Raw genomic sequence first — 15,983 nt, forward strand, 5'->3', positions numbered from 1 at the left:
GTTTATATACGATGAAAACAAATAACCTATTCGGTATATGGCTGCTGTTCCTTTGTGCGACCGTCCTTTCCGGCTGCAACAACTATTTATTAAACGGCAAAGACGGAGATGAGGAAGAAGACAACGAAGAAGTATGGTATAACAATATACCGGAGGGAAACTTCTTTTCAAGAGGAAACACTTTACGATTCTATTATATAGATGAAAAGGGAAACGACCTCATCAACCCGAGCGACCTGAAAACCTTCCCTGTCTCGTGGAACGAAGAGCTGGACAATCCGCTCGAACGCACCTACGACAACATCCGCGATGTCGAAAGCAACACCATCCGCTACAACGGCAATCACAACTGGATACTTTATGATTCGGAAGAACGACTCCATTACTGCACGGTGAGCGCTTACGGAGACGAAAGACAAAGTACTTATACGTTCCCTATCTATGTAAACGGCGATACCGATAAAATGGAAATCACCTATAAATACACAGACAAGGGCGTTGTCGGAGGAAAGTACTGGGGGAAAATCGTTTCCTGGAAATACAACGGCACACATATCTATTCGGATGATGAGTACGACAAGAAGATATTCATCCGGAAGTCCGGTGGCAAAACAACCGTTTCTCTCGAGCGATAAGAAATCGGAGATTTCAGTCACACGATAGCACGCAGATTGAGCAGATAGCCGCAGATAATATATTTTTAAATAATATAAATCTGTGGTCATCTGCTCAATCTGCGTCATCTGTGTGCCATCTACAAACTTTATATACCATTGTTATTAACAACAGCCCTTTCCTGTTTATCGGTGAAATTCCCGTATTCGTCTATGAACCACTGCCCTATTTCTATTCTGATTGTATAGTTTTTTAATGTAAAGTAGTTTTGCTTCCGTAACAAGGTAAAAAGAATGTTTAGGTCGCAAAACGAAAGCATTATGAAACAAGTATCTCTAATAATCCTCTCTTGTCTGCTTCTCCTGCCTGCCGGGATGAAAGCAGAAGACGACATGCCGAAGCAATGGACGCTTCGTAATTGTATCGATTATGCACTGGAGCATAATATCACTATTCGTCGAAACCGCATCAACGTCGAAAGCACCCAGGAAGATGTGAAGACGGCAAAAGCGGATTTCCTCCCTTCCCTGAGCGGTAATATCAGCCAGCGTATCGTGAACCGTCCGAACAGCGCGAGCGGCACCATCATCAGCGGCGACAACATCACCACCAGCGAAAGCAAAACCTCGTACAACGGAAGCTACGGCATCGATGCAAACTGGACCGTGTACAACGGAAGCAAACGGGTGAACACGCTCAAACAACAGCAACTGAACAGCCGCGTGGCCGAACTCACCGTCGACGAGAGCGAAAACTCCATCGAGGAAAACATCACCCAGCTCTACGTGCAGATACTTTATTCCGCCGAAGCCGTGAAGGTGAACGAATCGACACTGGAAGTCAGCCGGAAAGAGTTTGAACGCGGACAGGAACTGTTCAACGCCGGAAGCATCGCCTCCAGCGACCTCGCCCAACTGGAAGCACAGGTCAGCAACGACAACTACCAGCTGGTCACTTCGCAAACGACCCTGCAAAACTACAAGCTGCAACTCAAGCAACTCCTGGAACTCGACGGCGACTTCGAAATGGACCTTTTCCTGCCGCCACTCGACGACAGCAGCGTGCTGATACCGCTCCCTACCAAGGATGACGTTTATCAGACCGCCCTCAACCTGCGTCCCGAAATCGAATCGAGCAAGCTAAACATAGAGGCCTCCGACATGAACATCAAGATTTCCCGCGCCGGATACATTCCGAGCCTGAGCCTCAGCGCCGGCATCGGAACGACCAATGCCAACGGCAACGACTTCAGCTTCAGCGAACAGGTGAAACAGAACTGGAACAACTCGATAGGGCTGACCCTGAGCATCCCCATCTTTGACAAGCGGCAGACCAAAAGTGCTGTCAATAAAGCCAAACTGCAACGTCAGACCAGCGAACTGGACCTGATGGACAACCAGAAAACGCTTTACAAAACCATCGAAAGCCTCTGGCTCAGTGCCAACAGCGCACAGCAGCAATACGTAGCCGCCACCCAGAAACTGAAAAGCACACAGGCCAGCTACGCCCTTGTCAGCGAACAGTTCAACCTGGGCATGAAGAACACCGTGGAACTGCTCACGGAAAAGAACAACCTGCTAAGCGCACAACAGGAAACGCTCCAGGCCAAATACACAGCGATCCTGAATGCAAGCCTGCTGCGATTCTACCAGGGAGAAGAAATCGACCTGCTCTAAATTTCCAGTAAAGAAAAAATAAAACAGATAAAGATATGAACAAGAAACTTATTATCGGTATAGCAGGCGTGCTGGTCGTAGCCGGAGGAATCTGGTTCTTCACAGGTAAAACGTCGAAAGGCGGCATCCGGCTCGAGACAGCCAAAGTAGGCCGCAGCTCCATCTCAAACACAGTAACGGCAACCGGGACAGTCGAACCGGTGACCGAGGTCGAAGTCGGTACACAGGTATCCGGCATCATCGACAAGCTCTATGCCGACTACAACGACGTTGTGAAAGCCGGCCAGTTAATCGCAGAAATGGATAAAGTCAACCTGAAAGCCGAACTCGCTTCCGCCCAGGCCCAGCTGGCTAGCAGCAAAACCGAATACGAATACCAGCAAAAGAACTATGCCCGCAGCAAAGTCCTTTTCGACAAGAAGCTAATCAGCGACGCCGATTACGAAACGGCCACCTACAATTACGAGAAGGCCAAAGCCGCTTACGAGCAGAGCCAGGCCTCGATGGTGAAGGTAAACCGCAACCTGGAATACGCGACCATCACCAGCCCGATAGACGGTGTCGTTATCAACCGCGCCGTTGAAGAAGGGCAGACCGTTGCCGCCGGCTTCGAAACCCCGACCCTGTTCACCATCGCCGCCGACCTGACGAAGATGCAGGTAATCGCCGATGTAGATGAAGCCGATATAGGCAACGTAGAAAACGGACAGCGCGTCAGCTTCACCGTCGACGCTTATCCGAACGACGTGTTCGAAGGAACCGTCTGGCAGATTCGCCTGGGCGACAGTAGCAGTAGCAGCAGTTCGTCGACCTCCACTTCAACCGTTGTCACTTACGAGGTAGTCATCACAGCCGACAACCCCGACTTGAAGCTGAAACCACGTCTGACAGCCAACGTCACCATCTATACGCTTGAACGCGAAAACGTGTTGACAGTGCCGACCAAATCATTGCGTTTCGTCCCTGAAGAAGAGTTATTGCCGGGCACCGGCTACACCACCGAAAACAGTGCACAGGAAGCTCCCGCCGGCAAACGCATCATCTGGGTAAAACAAGGCCAGCAGCTCACTCCGAGAGCCATCACCGTCGGTTCTACCAGCGGCAATATGATTGAAGTGACCGAAGGACTGACCGAAGGCGAAGAAATAGCCGTAGACCTGACCTCCGACGCTCCCGCCCCAATGGCCGAAGCAGCCGAAAAGAGCCCGTTCATGCCGGGACCTCCGGGAGGAAACAAGAAGAAGTGATATTGTAAACTGTAACACACCCCCTGCCCCCCTCTCAAGAGGGGAAAGGAAACTCCCGACACTACCTGTTATCTACCTACAAGTAGTAACTCTTCCCCTCTCGAGAGGGGGCAGGGGGTGTGTCAGAATTAAACAACAGAACGAACAATGAAAGAGATTATTAAACTAGATAATATCAAGCGTGACTTCCATGTCGGTGACGAAACCGTTCACGCCCTGAGGGGTGTCAGCTTCACTATACATGAAGGCGAATTCGTGACCATCATGGGAACCTCCGGCTCGGGAAAAAGTACGCTACTGAACACGTTAGGATGCCTCGACACACCGACCAGCGGCGAATACTATCTCGACGGCGTCTCAGTCCGCACCATGGGGAAAAACGCCCGTGCCACGCTGCGTAACCGCAAGATCGGATTCGTATTTCAGAGTTACAACCTGCTGCCCAAAACGACAGCCGTTGAAAACGTGGAACTCCCCCTGATGTACAATCCCTCTTTCAGTGCCGCCGCCCGCCACGAGAAAGCCGTAGAGGCACTGGTGGCCGTAGGGCTGGGCGACCGCCTGATGCACAAGAGTAACCAGATGTCCGGCGGACAGATGCAGCGCGTCGCCATCGCCCGTGCCCTGGTGAACGACCCGGCAGTCATCCTCGCCGACGAAGCGACGGGAAATCTGGACACACGCACCTCGTTCGAGATACTGGTACTTTTCCAGAAGCTCCATGCCGAAGGACGTACCATCATCTTCGTAACACACAATCCGGAGATCGCCCAATACAGCAGCCGTAACATCACCCTGCGCGACGGGCATGTCACTGCGGATACAGTGAACAACAACATACAAAATGCGGCAGAGGCATTAGCCAAATTGCCGAAAAATGACGATTGATTATGAACGGAACAAACCTCATAAAAATAGCCCTCCGTGCCCTTGCCAACAACAAGTTGCGCGGATTCCTGACGATGCTCGGCATCATCATCGGCGTAGCCTCCGTAATTACGATGCTGGCCATCGGGCAAGGTTCCAAACGGAGCATACAGGCCCAAATCAGCGAGATGGGTTCCAATATGATTATGATACATCCTGGCGCAGACGTCCGCGGCGGTGTCCGTCAGGATGCCTCCGCCATGGAGACGCTGAAGCTGGAAGACTACCAGAATATCGTCGACGAGACCCGCTATGTCTCTGCCGTTTCACCGTCGGTCAACAGCAGCGGACAAGCCATCTACGGCGCCAACAACGCCCCGACCACCGTCTACGGTATCAGCCCGGACTATCTGGAAATCCGCCGTTACAAGGTAGGCGACGGTGACATGTTCACCGAACAGGACATCCAGACCGCCGCCAAAGTCTGCGTAGTCGGCAAGACGGTCGTCGACAACCTTTTCACGGGTGGCGAGAATCCCGTGGGAAAAGTCATTCGTTTTCAAAAACTGCCTTTCCGCATCGTTGGTGTGCTGGAGAGCAAAGGATACAACAGCATGGGAATGGACCAGGACGACCTAATCTTAGCTCCATACACAACTATTCAGAAAAAGGTCCTGGCCATCACCCATCTGCAAGGCATCACCTGTTCGGCCCTCAAAGAGGAATATACCGACCAGGCCATCGACGAGATAACTGAAATACTGCGCCGCAACCATAAGTTGAAGGAAAGTGACGATGATGATTTTACCATCCGTAGTCAGCAGGAGTTGAGCACGATGTTGACAAGCACTACGGACATGATGACCGTGCTGTTGGCGGCTGTGGCCGGTATTTCGCTACTCGTTGGAGGTATCGGGATTATGAATATCATGTACGTCAGCGTCACGGAGCGTACCCGCGAAATCGGTCTGCGTATGAGTATCGGCGCCAAGGGCATCGACATTCTGGCACAGTTTCTGATTGAATCCATCCTGATCAGTGTGACCGGCGGATTAATCGGCGTGGTGCTCGGTGTAGGCGCGGCCCTGGTGGTGAACGCGGTGGCACACTTCCCGATTTACATACAACCGTGGAGCGTAGTGCTTTCGTTCGCCGTCTGTACCGTCACCGGTGTCTTCTTCGGATGGTATCCGGCCAAGAAAGCGGCCCAGCTCGACCCGATCGAGGCGATTCGTTACGAATAAATTAATATCTTTGTAGCAGATGAAAACAGAAGGAACAACACAGACACACATCTCTCCCCCTTTCAAAGGGATGGGCGGCATTATCCATATTGCCGCCTGGGGAATCCTGTTCGGACTGCCTTTTTTCTTTACAGGCAGGGAGTCGCAGGTATTGACCGTCACAAGTTATTTACGTTCCGTCATCGTCCCGTTATCGTTCATGATGGTTTTCTACGTGAATTATTTCCTGCTGGTCAACCGCTATCTGTTTTCACGTCACGGATGGAAATTTTTCCTGAGCAACGTGGCCCTGATTGCCGCGGCAATCATCCTGGTGCACCTGCTGATGCAATTATTGCCGCCGCCGGAGATTCCTCATCCGCATCGTTCGGAGAGGGAGCTGAAAGATATCATCGGCTTCTTTACGGTCAATGCCATGCTTTATGCGTTGGTGGCCGGCCTGAGTGTCGCCATCAAGATGACCAGCGGCTGGTACCAGATAGAATCCATGCGTCGCGAACTGGAGAAGAGCCGTGCCGAAGCCGAATTGCAGAACCTGAAAAGCCAGTTGAACCCGCATTTTCTGTTCAATACGCTCAACAACATTTACAGCCTGATCGCTTTCAGTCCCGAACGGGCACAGGAAGCCGTCCACGACTTGAGCCGCCTGCTGCGTTACGTACTCTACGACAGCAGCCAGCCGCAGGTGTTACTGGAAAAAGAGCTGGATTTCATCCGTAATTATGTGGAACTGATGCGTATCCGCCTGCCGGAACATGTGGAACTGAAAACGGAAATAGCTGCCACCAAGCCCGACGCGCTGATCGCTCCCCTGCTGTTTATCTCGCTTATCGAGAATGCCTTCAAACACGGAGTCAGCAACAGCAAGCCATCGTTCATCGACCTGGATATCCACCAGAAAGGCGACAGGATTGTCTGCCACCTGAAAAACAGCTATTTCCCGAAAGATGCGGAACAGGACAAGAGCGGCTCGGGAATCGGAATCAAGAACCTGCGGAAACGCCTGGAACTGATCTATCCGAACCGGCATATCTTCTCATACGGTGTAGAGGGTGACAACTACTACAGCATGTTGGAGCTGCAAATAAGCGGCGAAGAACCGAAAAGTGAAAAATGAAATTAGGCTATGATTCTGAAGTGTGCAATCATCGACGACGAACCGCTGGCTATCAGCCTGCTGGAAAGTTATGTAAACAAGACGCCTTTCCTGGAACTGGCGGGAAAATACAATAGCGCCGTCAACGCGCTTCCCGCCCTCAGCAAAGAGCCGGTCGACCTGCTTTTCCTCGATATCCAGATGCCGGAGCTCAACGGAATGGAGTTTTCCCGCATCCTGAAGACCGACACGCGCATCATCTTTACGACCGCTTTCAGCCAGTATGCGCTCGACAGCTATAAGGTCAACTCACTCGATTATCTGCTGAAACCGATTAGCTACGCCGACTTCCTGAAATCGGCCAATAAGGCGCTGCAATGGTACGAACTGCTACGCGAAGGCTCCGGCAAGAGCACACCTCAAACGCCGGCGCTCCCCATACCCCCTTCCGTCGAAAGCATTTTCATCAAGACGGAATATAAACTGGTACAGGTCGAACTCCGTAAAATACTCTATATCGAAGGTCTGAAAGATTATGTCAAGATATTCGTTGAAGGCGAAGCCCACCCCATCCTTTCGCTGATGAGTATGAAAAGCCTGGAAGACATGTTGCCGGCGAACCGCTTCATCCGCGTGCACCGCTCCTTTATCGTCCAGCCGGAAAAGATCAAAGTAATCGAACGCAACCGGATTGTGTTCGGCAAAGAATACATCCCCATCTCCGACAACTACAAACAGAAGTTCATGGAGTTTCTGGCACAGAGGGCACTGCTGCCTTAGAAAAGTTGCAGTAGCAACTTTTCCAACCCTCTCGTCATCTCGCTCATGCTACAGGCATAGTTATTGGAGAAAACGGCAACGGCATACCGCTTGCCGTCTTTTGTTATATAGCCGGCATAACTTCGCACACCGGTGATTCCGCCACTTTTCAGACGAGCCTTCCCCTGCAAACCGGAACCTTTCAGGAAATTTCGCACCGAACCTTCGATACCGGCCTGCGGCAAGGATTCGATAAAGGCTTCGGCATAATCGGACTTCGTCGCCATATAAACCAGCAAATCGGCTATAAACTCCGCAGAAACCTTATCCGCAGGAGCCAACCCGCTGCCATCGTGCATCCGCAAAGGGAAAACATCCAGCCCCTTCCTGTCCCAATGGGCGGCAACCCCCCGGACACCCCGGCCGAAAGAAGAAATAACCTCGTTCTTCCGCGGAGTATATTGCAGACCGACCGTCTTGACCAACGCATCGGCAAACAAATTATGGCTCACATGGTTCGTCACCCCCACAATCTCCTTCAACGTTGGGGAATAGGTGGTCACAATCGTTTTCCTCTCCACCGTCTTCCATCGCCCCGCTTCCGATTCAATCCGGTAACAGGTCGGCTCCTTCCCCACCGCAATGCCTTCGCGTTCCAGGCATCCGGTCAGATACTCCGCCAGAAACAATGCCGGATCAGGAATATCTCCTTTCAACACATAGCGTTCGCGATTGGCAGGAACGACACCGTATAAATAACGTTCGCCGGCAAGCGGAGCACCGATAATATAGGCACTGTCCGACGAGACAGGCGCCGCTTTCAGGTAATTGGTGAAACGGACACCCGGCAGTTCCGGTTCAGTGCCGGTCACCACCGGACGGTTGCCAGCAGCGCCCGACTTCAGATACAATTTATACATATTATCGAACACGGAAACCCCGTAGCTGCCCGGCGCATAATAATTTCCCATATCTTCCCGCAGCCATTTGATGGAAGCACCTTCCGTGTCAAAGATTCGCTCGTCCGACACCACCGCCCCGGCAATCTTCCGAATACCGGCCTTCTTCAAAGCTGCAATCCATTCCGGTACGAATTTATTTTTCGCAGGCGTATACGCATTCCTGTCCGGAGCGAAATGAGCCGAACCCAGCGACGGGTCGCCACTGCCTTTGATATACAGGTTACCGTTCAGCACACCCTCTTTTATAGAACCGTCATACTCCAGCGAAGTCGGAAAACGGTAATCGTCCCCCAAAATCTCCAGAGCCGTAGCCGTAGCGACGGTTTTCAACACGGAAGCAGGCGAAACCTCCCGGTCCCCATCATAATTATAGACGGTTTTCCCATCCTGAAGGTCCTTCACCACGATGGAGAAAGTAGCCCCTTTCATATAAGGAGCATTCAGTAACTGTTTGACAGGCTGCGGAGTTTGTGCCTGTGGCTGTAAAAAACAGCCGAGCAGCAGGGCGGCACATAATATTTTCTTTATCATCTTATTATACTATTCTACTTTATTCTATCTTTGTTCAGCAAAGATAAAAATTATAATATGAACTCATTGTTTGAAAGACCTTTTACGTTCGACCGGGTGACACGTATCGTATTCAGCATCGTCATCATCGGCGTATTGCTTTACCTGATTACCGTATTGCGTAACGCCTTGCTCCCCTTCCTGATTGCCTGGCTGCTCGCCTATATGATGCAACCTTTCGTCAAGTTCTTCCAGTATAAGCTGAAGCTGAAAAGCCGTATCCTGGCCATCGTCGCAGTCATCATCTCCGCATCGCTGATTATCGGGATTGCCGCCGCACTGGTCGTTCCGTCTGTCGCCCAGGAAGCCGAGCGGACCCTGAACCTGATGCGCACGCATAATCCGGGAGAAGGTCATGTTCCGCTTATACCAGCTTCATGGATCGAATATCTCGAAAACAATGTAGACATAAACCAGCTGATGGAACTCCTCAGCCGGGAGAACATACAGAATGCAATCAAGCAACTCGCCCGAAGGTCTGGAACATCCTGTCGAACACATTCTCCATCCTTTTCAGCATAACGATTATATTCGTGATTCTGTTATATTTCATTTTCATCCTGCTCGACTACGAAAAGATAGCCAACGGCTGGATAAACCTGATTCCGGCACGCATCCGTCCTTTCGCCAAAGGGCTGGCCGACGATGTGGAGCAGAGCATGAACCGCTATTTCCGCGGGCAGTCATTGATTGCGCTATGCGTCGGAGTTTTACTTTCGATAGGCTTCAAAATCGTCGGTTTCCCGCTGGCCGTGACGCTCGGGTTATTTATCGGCGTGCTGAACCTGATTCCGTACCTGCAAGCGATCGGCCTTATCCCGATGGTCATCCTCAGCCTGCTAAAGTCGGCAGAGACCGGACAGAATTTCTGGATTATCTTCGGTTCGGGATTATTAATACTCGGAATCGTACAATGTATCCAGGATTTATACCTTACACCACGTATCATGGGAAAAGCAATGGGACTGAATCCGGCCATCATCCTTCTTTCGCTCTCCATCTGGGGAACTTTGTTAGGTTTTATCGGCTTAATCATCGCATTACCGCTCACAACGCTCTGTCTGTCTTATTATAAGCGTTTTATCTTGCTGGAAGAGGACATTATCGCTCCTCCCCCGGCTGATATTCAACCGGAGAAAAAGAAAGAAAAGTAATTTTTTTCAAAAAAAATTACTCCAGCTATTGCAAATTCAAAAATAAACCCTACCTTTGCACCCGCAATACAGAAGTAAAGCACACCGCAATACAGAGTATGCACAGGATGATTCGCTAGCTCAGCAGGTAGAGCACATCCCTTTTAAGGATGGGGTCCTGGGTTCGAACCCCAGGCGGATCACCAAGAAACAAAAGAAAATCAAGCAAATCCCTGATAATTAGATATTATCAGGGATTTCTTTTTTCTCCCAAATAGTAAAAGGGGTACTTTAAAGCATATTCTCGGTGGATAAATCGTGGGACTAAAATCAAACCTATGGATAGTATCAGCATCAAGCCCCATTTCACTATATACTTGAATTATTTCTTTTAAATATCCAGCTTCATTTGCTCTTGCCCTGCAAACTATTTCATAAGCCACATCCTTATGGTGACGATATAATTCATCTAATGCAAATGCTTCATGCTCCAAGAGTAGAAATAGGTACAACCAACACGTTATCTTTTCTTCTATATGCGAATGTTCCAGTGGCCGTAAGTACCATGAGAAAAGAAGGATGCTTCATACGATTAACATCTATTTTAGACGCTAGTCGCAACAAACTATTTGCGCCATCTTCTATGAGTTTCTCTCCTCCTAATTTTATTTCAATCAATGCATAATCTCCATTTGGTAAATGAACAACAGCATCACATTCCAGTCCATTCTTGTCCCGGTAATGATATACATCACCCGCCAATGATTGGGCATAAACCCTTAAATCACGAACACATAATGTTTCAAATAATAAACCGAATGCTTTGAGATCGTTCATTAAATCTCCAGGACCTATTCCCATTGCGGCTGTTGCTATTGATGGATCAACAAAATATCTGGTATCCGCAGTACGTATAGCTGTTTTAGATTTCAAATTTGGATTCCATGCAGGCATATCCTCTACTACAAACATTGAACGTAATGCATCAAGATAGTTCCTAACCGTTTTATCTTCCACAACATTGGGATCGCCACCGTTCATGTCTTCAACAATTTGCCTGATGGATGTTTGTGTACCTTGAAATCTTGCATATGAACGCATAAGTCGTTTTGCTCTTTCAACACTTCGATCCACCCCATCCACTTGACGAATGTCCACATTCACTACGGCATCATAATAATCTTTAGCAGGGTTCAATGCGACATCTTCAGGTAATTCTGAAACTACCGGCCAACCACCACGGCAAATTAAAAACGCGATTCTTTGTAAATCAGATTTTGCCTCACATCCAATAGACATTCTGGGATTACTGAATAATTTTGACAAACTAATATCCCCAGTAGAATCTCCAGATTCAAATAATGCCATCGGACGCATCCGTAACCAAGCAAAACGCCCGGTTCCTGAATGACTTATTTTTTCTCTATTTGCAGGTTTGGCTGAACCTGTCAATATAAACTGACCCATTCCATTTCTATGATCCACTGTATAACGTATAGCATCCCATATTATAGGTGCAAGTTGCCATTCATCAATCAAACGAGGTGTTTCTCCATTAAGTATTATATCAGGATTATCCTCTGCAAATATCATGTATTGTGAACGCCTGCGAGGGTCATCCATAAAAACAGCACTATTGCTATGGTGCTCCGCAGTTGTGGACTTACCACACCATTTTGCGCCCTCCAAAACAATTGCACCTATACTTTTTAATCGTGTGGAGAGTTCTATATCTATAATACGTGGACGATATTTATTAGCCATAAATAGTTGAATTTATGATGCAAAGATAACTCAATTTGCCAGGATTACCAAATATGGCGATCTGAAATTGCTCAAATCGGCGCATTTCAACTACCCAATTTGGCGGTTTTACACTACCCAATTTGGCCACATTGGATAACCAAAATCACCCCGCTTTCAACACCTCCCGACCCGCCTCTATCGCTTTATCAAAAAATCTTTTCAACAAAATCCCCATCGCCTGCTGCTTAACCATCGCCAGCCGCATCTCTTCGTCTATCACCATATTCCCGGCAGGCCGGTAACCGGCCGCTTGCCGCATGGCAGTCCGTTTCGCCTCCGGACTGTCGCGGATAATTCCCCGTGTTTGCAGGGAGAGATACACCCGCGCCGGATAAAGCCGCTCGATCGGACAACCCGCCCGGTATTGCTCAAACACCCGGCGCAAGAATGCCCGTTCGCGCTCCTCTTTGTAAGCCTCGGAGACGGGCGGAAGGGCGGACAGCGATTTCGCTTGCTCGCGCTCCACAACAGCCCGGTATCGCAAATCGCTGGTTTGATAACATTTCAGCCAGCGCGTAATCGTGCGCAGGTTCAAACCCATGAAATCCCCGTATTCACCTTTGGCCCCCAATTCAAAACAAAGGGCGACCTCCTGCAAGGTCAGGCTCGGATATGACTCCTGAAGGTCGGCTGCCAGTTTAGCAATCAAAATACCCAGATCACGGTCGTTAGGAGGCGAAAAACCCAGCAAGACATAGGTCTGGAATAATATTTGATTTACCGCCGGAAGAATTTCCTCCGGCCGGTACGTCATCAGGCGGCGGTCGGCAATGGCATGTTGCAGTCTGATTTCCAAACTCATACAGCTTGCGAATTATAGATTTTCATGGCTATTTCCGTTGCACGTTTCCCTGTTTCCATCAATTCCTCTACTTTCGAAGAGCGTTCCGGCCGGCCGGATGAATAGATCACTTTGGGAATATGCTGCTGCACGCCGCCGGAAAGCTCCTCAGTTTTCAGATTGAAATTGTGGTATCGCCACCAGCCGATGAAACTCTGGCTGTAATCTTTTTTCGTCCGGATCGTATCCAGGCTGAATTTCAGGCGCAGGAAATCATCGAATACGGTCATGGCTTCCCGCGCATATTGCAGGACGGCTATGCCTTTTCCGGAATAACGCACGATGGTTGCTTGCCAGTCTTCATCTGCCAGCAAAGCATCTTTCCATTGCTCACGCTCTTCATCCAAATTCTGCGGTTCTTCTTTCGGCTCCTCGCGCGCGTGTTGTTGCTGTTGTTGTAAGTTTACTTTACTTTCATTTACTTTACTTTGTGTACTTAAACCCTGTTTTGAGGGAGTTTCCGACACGGAAACCGGGGTTTCGGGAGCGGAAACAAAACCACATTTGTACTCAACAACTTGATTGTCAGCGCGTTTCTTGGTTGCTAAAGAAAAACGTTCCTGAATGCTTTTAGAGGTCAAAATTCGGTTTTCCATAAAGAGTTCGTTATTGAACAAGCCTATTTTAACACACGCCAGAAGAATTTCCAACACCTTATTTTCAGCGATACCTAATTTCTCGCCCTGGTCGAACAGATAATCGTCGGTCGCTTCTATGTAATAACCGTTCGAATAGATATCACACAAAAGAGAAATATAAAGTAAAAAAGCATCTGCGCCAAATTGTCTTTTAATTCGCCGCACTTTGATATCATTAAGAATGGTTGTGTCCAAAGGGAAATAATCTAATCCTTTTCTTGATGGCCTTGGCATAATTTATTTTGATTGATAGCTCTTATCATTAATCGTAACGTTTTCAGCATCAGCAGTTCTCCCGGCAGCACGCGTATCACGCACCAGCCTGAGACTGCCGCCTCATTATATTTCTCCATATCACGCAGGTAGCCTTCGGGGCGGATATGGCGGCCACCGTTGAAGGCGCCGCCCTCCACCTCGATAGCTACGCGGCGGGAAGGGATGGCGAAGTCGAACCGCCAGTCCCGCCCGGGATGGAAACGGTATTCCGCCACCACCTCCTCGCCCGTATGCTTCAGGATCAACGCGCTAAGCGGCGAATAACCCGGTGTCGTCATAGAGAAAGTTTTCGGCCTCTTTCGAGGTGTTGCATTGTTCGACCAGGCAGGTGTTGTGTCGGTTGTCGAACGCCATCCATTTTTTCAGAAACGGGTCGTAAAAATACCCGTATTCCTCGCCACACGAATAGGTGTAACCGCGCGAACCTTTTTCGCCCGTAATCAGGCGCATCAGGCAGGCTGCCGCCTGGTCTCCCAGGAGGCAACCGATGGTAAGAGTATGCTTTTTCATCAAGCAGCAGTTTGAAGGGTTTGTAAATCATCGTTGTCAAGTCGGATGAAGACATCATGCTCCAGACGCTTGCCGGTTTCGATATAAGCCAGCGCTTCACGTTCGCAGCTTGATAGGTCTTCGAGCAGCAGGTCGATGGAAGCATATTCGTCGCGGCCGATATGAAAGCGCGATACCACATTTCCGCAAAACTCTTCGGAGGTTCCCACACGGGCATAGATGGTCAGCAATTGCGCATCACCGCAGTTCTGACGTTGATAACCGGTGATCTGGAAATTGTCATCCACCGCCACCAATCCGGTAAAATTGACTACATGATACGCCATGCGCTGCAACGCTTCAGAGAGACTGGGATGCACCGGAGCCTTGTTTTCATACGTAATCACATGGTTGTCGCCTGTACTTTCGTCTAACACTTCATAGCGGGCTTTGAAAAAACTGTCTTTGACAGAGATGAAGGAAAAAGTCTTTTCTGTTTTGTTCATTACTTTATTAAAATGGTATCGTTTAGATTCATTTCTAAATTCACGCTGCCCGCACCCCTTTCGGTTCCTCGCGGTATTCCACGTAAACACTTTTCACTCTCACCCCTTTGCGCGCCTGTTTTTTGGCATACGACAGCATCGGGCGGAAGATACGTTCCAGATCATCATCCGAGAGGTTGCGACCAAGTTCCTGCCACCAGAAACGCAACAGGTCGATATAACCTTCGGGATCGGTCACGACAGGGATAAGATCGGTAGCCACCGCAGTCAATTGAAGGGCAGCCTGCCCAGCCAGCAGTCGCGAATCGGCCTTCTGCAAGGCTTGCGACTTTTGTTCATCGGAGAGGTCATCACGCCCGGCAATACGCTTTTCGGTGCGGTTACGGTTCTTTTGCAATTGCAGGGCACGGTTTTCTGCTTCGTTCATCTGCTTCTTCATATAAGCAAACAGGATACAGGAGGCTTCGTAGGCAGGACTGCCTTTTTCTGCCGGATCGATACTTTTTTCAAAAGCGACAAATTGCTTCTGCCACTTGACCAGCTCGGTCGTGAAAGGTTTACGGATACAGTTCATTCGCCCGACTTCGCATGTACATTCGGCAATGTAGGCTCTGATTTCGCCCGCAAAGAATTCGTTCATTCCTTCGCGTCCGATCTGTTCCAACAGCCCGCGCCCTTTTCCGGCATACAAGACACTGCTTTCCGCATTCATTTGGAGAGTCGATACGCAATTTTCCATAGGTAGGCCGGCTTTTAAAACGCCTTTTTCACTTTTAGTCATTGTTTACTTTAAAATTAAAATAATTAAATTACAATAGTTAAGATTTAACCAGGTGTTGATTGATTAAACCGATGCAAAAGTAAGGGTTTAAATTTACATGAGCAAGTAATAATCAATATTTGTATGCGATTTTATGAAAATACTTTTATTCGTCACCAATTCATTAATATTAACTATTATATCCGTACTAAATACATATATTTTTACTAAATTCCAACGGCGAAAAATAGGCCATCGCCAAAATACTTATTGTAAATTTCCCCATTCCGGCGAAAGCTGTTGTTTTTTATAGGAAAACGCCCTTCCGGGAGAAAAAATAATTTCTTTCGGAAGAAAATCAAATTTCATCCGGGAGAAATCGAAAACGGACTCGGATGTGGTGAAACAGGGAAGGGAAGATAATGTAAAATTCGAGACTGGCTTTCAGAAATAAGGTGTCAGATTGAAAAAAGTCTAGATAAACAAGGTTTGTTTATA

16 protein-coding genes, 1 tRNA gene and 1 pseudogene are annotated in these 15,983 nt (G+C 48.8%); 9 read left to right on the top strand and 9 right to left on the bottom strand.

Annotation, left to right across the window (positions count from 1 at the left end; translation table 11 throughout):
• Positions 1 to 11: 11 nt before the first annotated feature.
• The 7 genes from C825_RS26350 (at position 12) to C825_RS26380 (ending at position 7,525) form a co-directional block, all read left to right on the top strand.
• Positions 12 to 635: a hypothetical protein gene (locus tag C825_RS26350; protein WP_010800765.1), complete on the top strand. Its 624-nt coding sequence runs from the start codon at positions 12 to 14 to the stop codon at positions 633 to 635.
• A 354-nt stretch (positions 636 to 989) separates the two neighbouring features.
• Complete coding sequence (locus tag C825_RS26355; RefSeq protein WP_228100123.1) at positions 990 to 2,291, top strand: TolC family protein; 1,302 nt, start codon at positions 990 to 992, stop codon at positions 2,289 to 2,291.
• Between the two features lie 35 nt (positions 2,292 to 2,326).
• Entirely contained in the window at positions 2,327 to 3,538 is a 1,212-nt protein-coding gene (locus C825_RS26360) for an efflux RND transporter periplasmic adaptor subunit (protein ID WP_009859867.1), read from the top strand.
• A gap of 147 nt (positions 3,539 to 3,685) precedes the next feature.
• On the top strand, positions 3,686 to 4,426 hold the full coding sequence (locus C825_RS26365; RefSeq protein WP_009859868.1) for an ABC transporter ATP-binding protein: 741 nt from the start codon (positions 3,686 to 3,688) through the stop codon (positions 4,424 to 4,426).
• Between the two features lie 2 nt (positions 4,427 to 4,428).
• Positions 4,429 to 5,649, top strand: coding sequence for an ABC transporter permease (locus C825_RS26370; protein WP_009859869.1), 1,221 nt, complete (start codon positions 4,429 to 4,431; stop codon positions 5,647 to 5,649).
• 19 nt (positions 5,650 to 5,668) lie between these two features.
• Positions 5,669 to 6,766 (top strand): sensor histidine kinase, encoded by a 1,098-nt coding sequence (locus C825_RS26375; protein ID WP_010800767.1) that lies wholly within the window; start codon positions 5,669 to 5,671, stop codon positions 6,764 to 6,766.
• Between the two features lie 9 nt (positions 6,767 to 6,775).
• Positions 6,776 to 7,525: a LytR/AlgR family response regulator transcription factor gene (locus tag C825_RS26380; RefSeq protein WP_010800768.1), complete on the top strand. Its 750-nt coding sequence runs from the start codon at positions 6,776 to 6,778 to the stop codon at positions 7,523 to 7,525.
• On the opposite strand, the gene dacB is transcribed toward C825_RS26380, so the two are convergent.
• Positions 7,522 to 8,997 carry a D-alanyl-D-alanine carboxypeptidase/D-alanyl-D-alanine endopeptidase gene (gene dacB / locus C825_RS26385; RefSeq protein WP_010800769.1) on the bottom strand — a complete coding sequence of 492 codons (1,476 nt, stop codon included), beginning with the start codon at positions 8,995 to 8,997 and terminating at the stop codon, positions 7,522 to 7,524. The genes C825_RS26380 and dacB overlap by 4 nt on opposite strands.
• A 57-nt stretch (positions 8,998 to 9,054) precedes the next feature.
• Between dacB and C825_RS26390 the strand changes: the two are divergent.
• Both C825_RS26390 and C825_RS26395 read left to right on the top strand, forming a co-directional pair.
• Positions 9,055 to 10,190 (top strand): annotated as a pseudogene (locus C825_RS26390) (AI-2E family transporter).
• A gap of 109 nt (positions 10,191 to 10,299) precedes the next feature.
• A tRNA-Lys gene (locus C825_RS26395) sits at positions 10,300 to 10,375 on the top strand.
• A 15-nt stretch (positions 10,376 to 10,390) separates the two neighbouring features.
• Here the strand turns inward: C825_RS26395 and C825_RS26400 are convergent.
• The 8 genes from C825_RS26400 to C825_RS26435 form a co-directional block, all read right to left on the bottom strand.
• The gene (locus C825_RS26400) at positions 10,391 to 10,663 is read right to left on the bottom strand and encodes a hypothetical protein (RefSeq protein WP_250690621.1); all 273 of its coding nucleotides are present in this window, start codon (positions 10,661 to 10,663) and stop codon (positions 10,391 to 10,393) included.
• A complete protein-coding gene (locus C825_RS26405) occupies positions 10,653 to 11,933 on the bottom strand; it encodes an ATP-binding protein (RefSeq protein ID WP_010800770.1) in 1,281 nt (426 codons plus the stop codon). Before C825_RS26405 ends, C825_RS26400 begins: the two co-directional genes overlap by 11 nt.
• Positions 11,934 to 12,078: 145 nt before the next feature.
• Positions 12,079 to 12,777: a hypothetical protein gene (locus tag C825_RS26410; protein ID WP_010800771.1), complete on the bottom strand. Its 699-nt coding sequence runs from the start codon at positions 12,775 to 12,777 to the stop codon at positions 12,079 to 12,081.
• Entirely contained in the window at positions 12,774 to 13,688 is a 915-nt protein-coding gene (locus tag C825_RS26415; RefSeq protein ID WP_010800772.1) for a DUF4373 domain-containing protein, read from the bottom strand. The genes C825_RS26410 and C825_RS26415 overlap by 4 nt, the downstream gene beginning before the upstream one ends.
• The gene (locus C825_RS26420) at positions 13,661 to 14,008 is read right to left on the bottom strand and encodes a putative endonuclease domain-containing protein (protein WP_010800773.1); all 348 of its coding nucleotides are present in this window, start codon (positions 14,006 to 14,008) and stop codon (positions 13,661 to 13,663) included. Before C825_RS26420 ends, C825_RS26415 begins: the two co-directional genes overlap by 28 nt.
• Positions 13,980 to 14,240 (bottom strand): hypothetical protein, encoded by a 261-nt coding sequence (locus C825_RS26425; RefSeq protein ID WP_010800774.1) that lies wholly within the window; start codon positions 14,238 to 14,240, stop codon positions 13,980 to 13,982. Before C825_RS26425 ends, C825_RS26420 begins: the two co-directional genes overlap by 29 nt.
• Positions 14,240 to 14,815, bottom strand: a complete 576-nt coding sequence (locus C825_RS26430; RefSeq protein ID WP_135033555.1) for a hypothetical protein — start codon at positions 14,813 to 14,815, stop codon at positions 14,240 to 14,242. Before C825_RS26430 ends, C825_RS26425 begins: the two co-directional genes overlap by 1 nt.
• The gene (locus C825_RS26435) at positions 14,766 to 15,464 is read right to left on the bottom strand and encodes a hypothetical protein (protein ID WP_044234798.1); all 699 of its coding nucleotides are present in this window, start codon (positions 15,462 to 15,464) and stop codon (positions 14,766 to 14,768) included. The genes C825_RS26430 and C825_RS26435 overlap by 50 nt, the downstream gene beginning before the upstream one ends.
• Positions 15,465 to 15,983 lie beyond the last annotated feature (519 nt).

Origin of the sequence: Parabacteroides sp. ASF519 (genome assembly GCF_000364265.2) — a bacterium.
GTDB classification, from domain to species: domain Bacteria; phylum Bacteroidota; class Bacteroidia; order Bacteroidales; family Tannerellaceae; genus Parabacteroides; species Parabacteroides goldsteinii.

What these genes read in the sequence shown, in the direction of transcription:
- C825_RS26370 (WP_009859869.1), top strand. Translation starts at nt 4,429, where the DNA reads ATGAACGGAACAAACCTCATAAAAATAGCCCTCCGTGCCCTTGCCAAC.
- C825_RS26415 (WP_010800772.1), bottom strand. Translation starts at nt 13,688, where the DNA reads ATGCCAAGGCCATCAAGAAAAGGATTAGATTATTTCCCTTTGGACACA.
- C825_RS26425 (WP_010800774.1), bottom strand. Translation starts at nt 14,240, where the DNA reads ATGAAAAAGCATACTCTTACCATCGGTTGCCTCCTGGGAGACCAGGCG.
- C825_RS26350 (WP_010800765.1), top strand. Translation starts at nt 12, where the DNA reads ATGAAAACAAATAACCTATTCGGTATATGGCTGCTGTTCCTTTGTGCG.
- C825_RS26405 (WP_010800770.1), bottom strand. Translation starts at nt 11,933, where the DNA reads ATGGCTAATAAATATCGTCCACGTATTATAGATATAGAACTCTCCACA.
- C825_RS26380 (WP_010800768.1), top strand. Translation starts at nt 6,776, where the DNA reads ATGATTCTGAAGTGTGCAATCATCGACGACGAACCGCTGGCTATCAGC.
- C825_RS26420 (WP_010800773.1), bottom strand. Translation starts at nt 14,008, where the DNA reads ATGACGACACCGGGTTATTCGCCGCTTAGCGCGTTGATCCTGAAGCAT.
- C825_RS26410 (WP_010800771.1), bottom strand. Translation starts at nt 12,777, where the DNA reads ATGAGTTTGGAAATCAGACTGCAACATGCCATTGCCGACCGCCGCCTG.
- C825_RS26375 (WP_010800767.1), top strand. Translation starts at nt 5,669, where the DNA reads ATGAAAACAGAAGGAACAACACAGACACACATCTCTCCCCCTTTCAAA.
- C825_RS26435 (WP_044234798.1), bottom strand. Translation starts at nt 15,464, where the DNA reads ATGGAAAATTGCGTATCGACTCTCCAAATGAATGCGGAAAGCAGTGTC.
- C825_RS26355 (WP_228100123.1), top strand. Translation starts at nt 990, where the DNA reads ATGAAAGCAGAAGACGACATGCCGAAGCAATGGACGCTTCGTAATTGT.
- C825_RS26365 (WP_009859868.1), top strand. Translation starts at nt 3,686, where the DNA reads ATGAAAGAGATTATTAAACTAGATAATATCAAGCGTGACTTCCATGTC.
- C825_RS26360 (WP_009859867.1), top strand. Translation starts at nt 2,327, where the DNA reads ATGAACAAGAAACTTATTATCGGTATAGCAGGCGTGCTGGTCGTAGCC.
- dacB (WP_010800769.1), bottom strand. Translation starts at nt 8,997, where the DNA reads ATGATAAAGAAAATATTATGTGCCGCCCTGCTGCTCGGCTGTTTTTTA.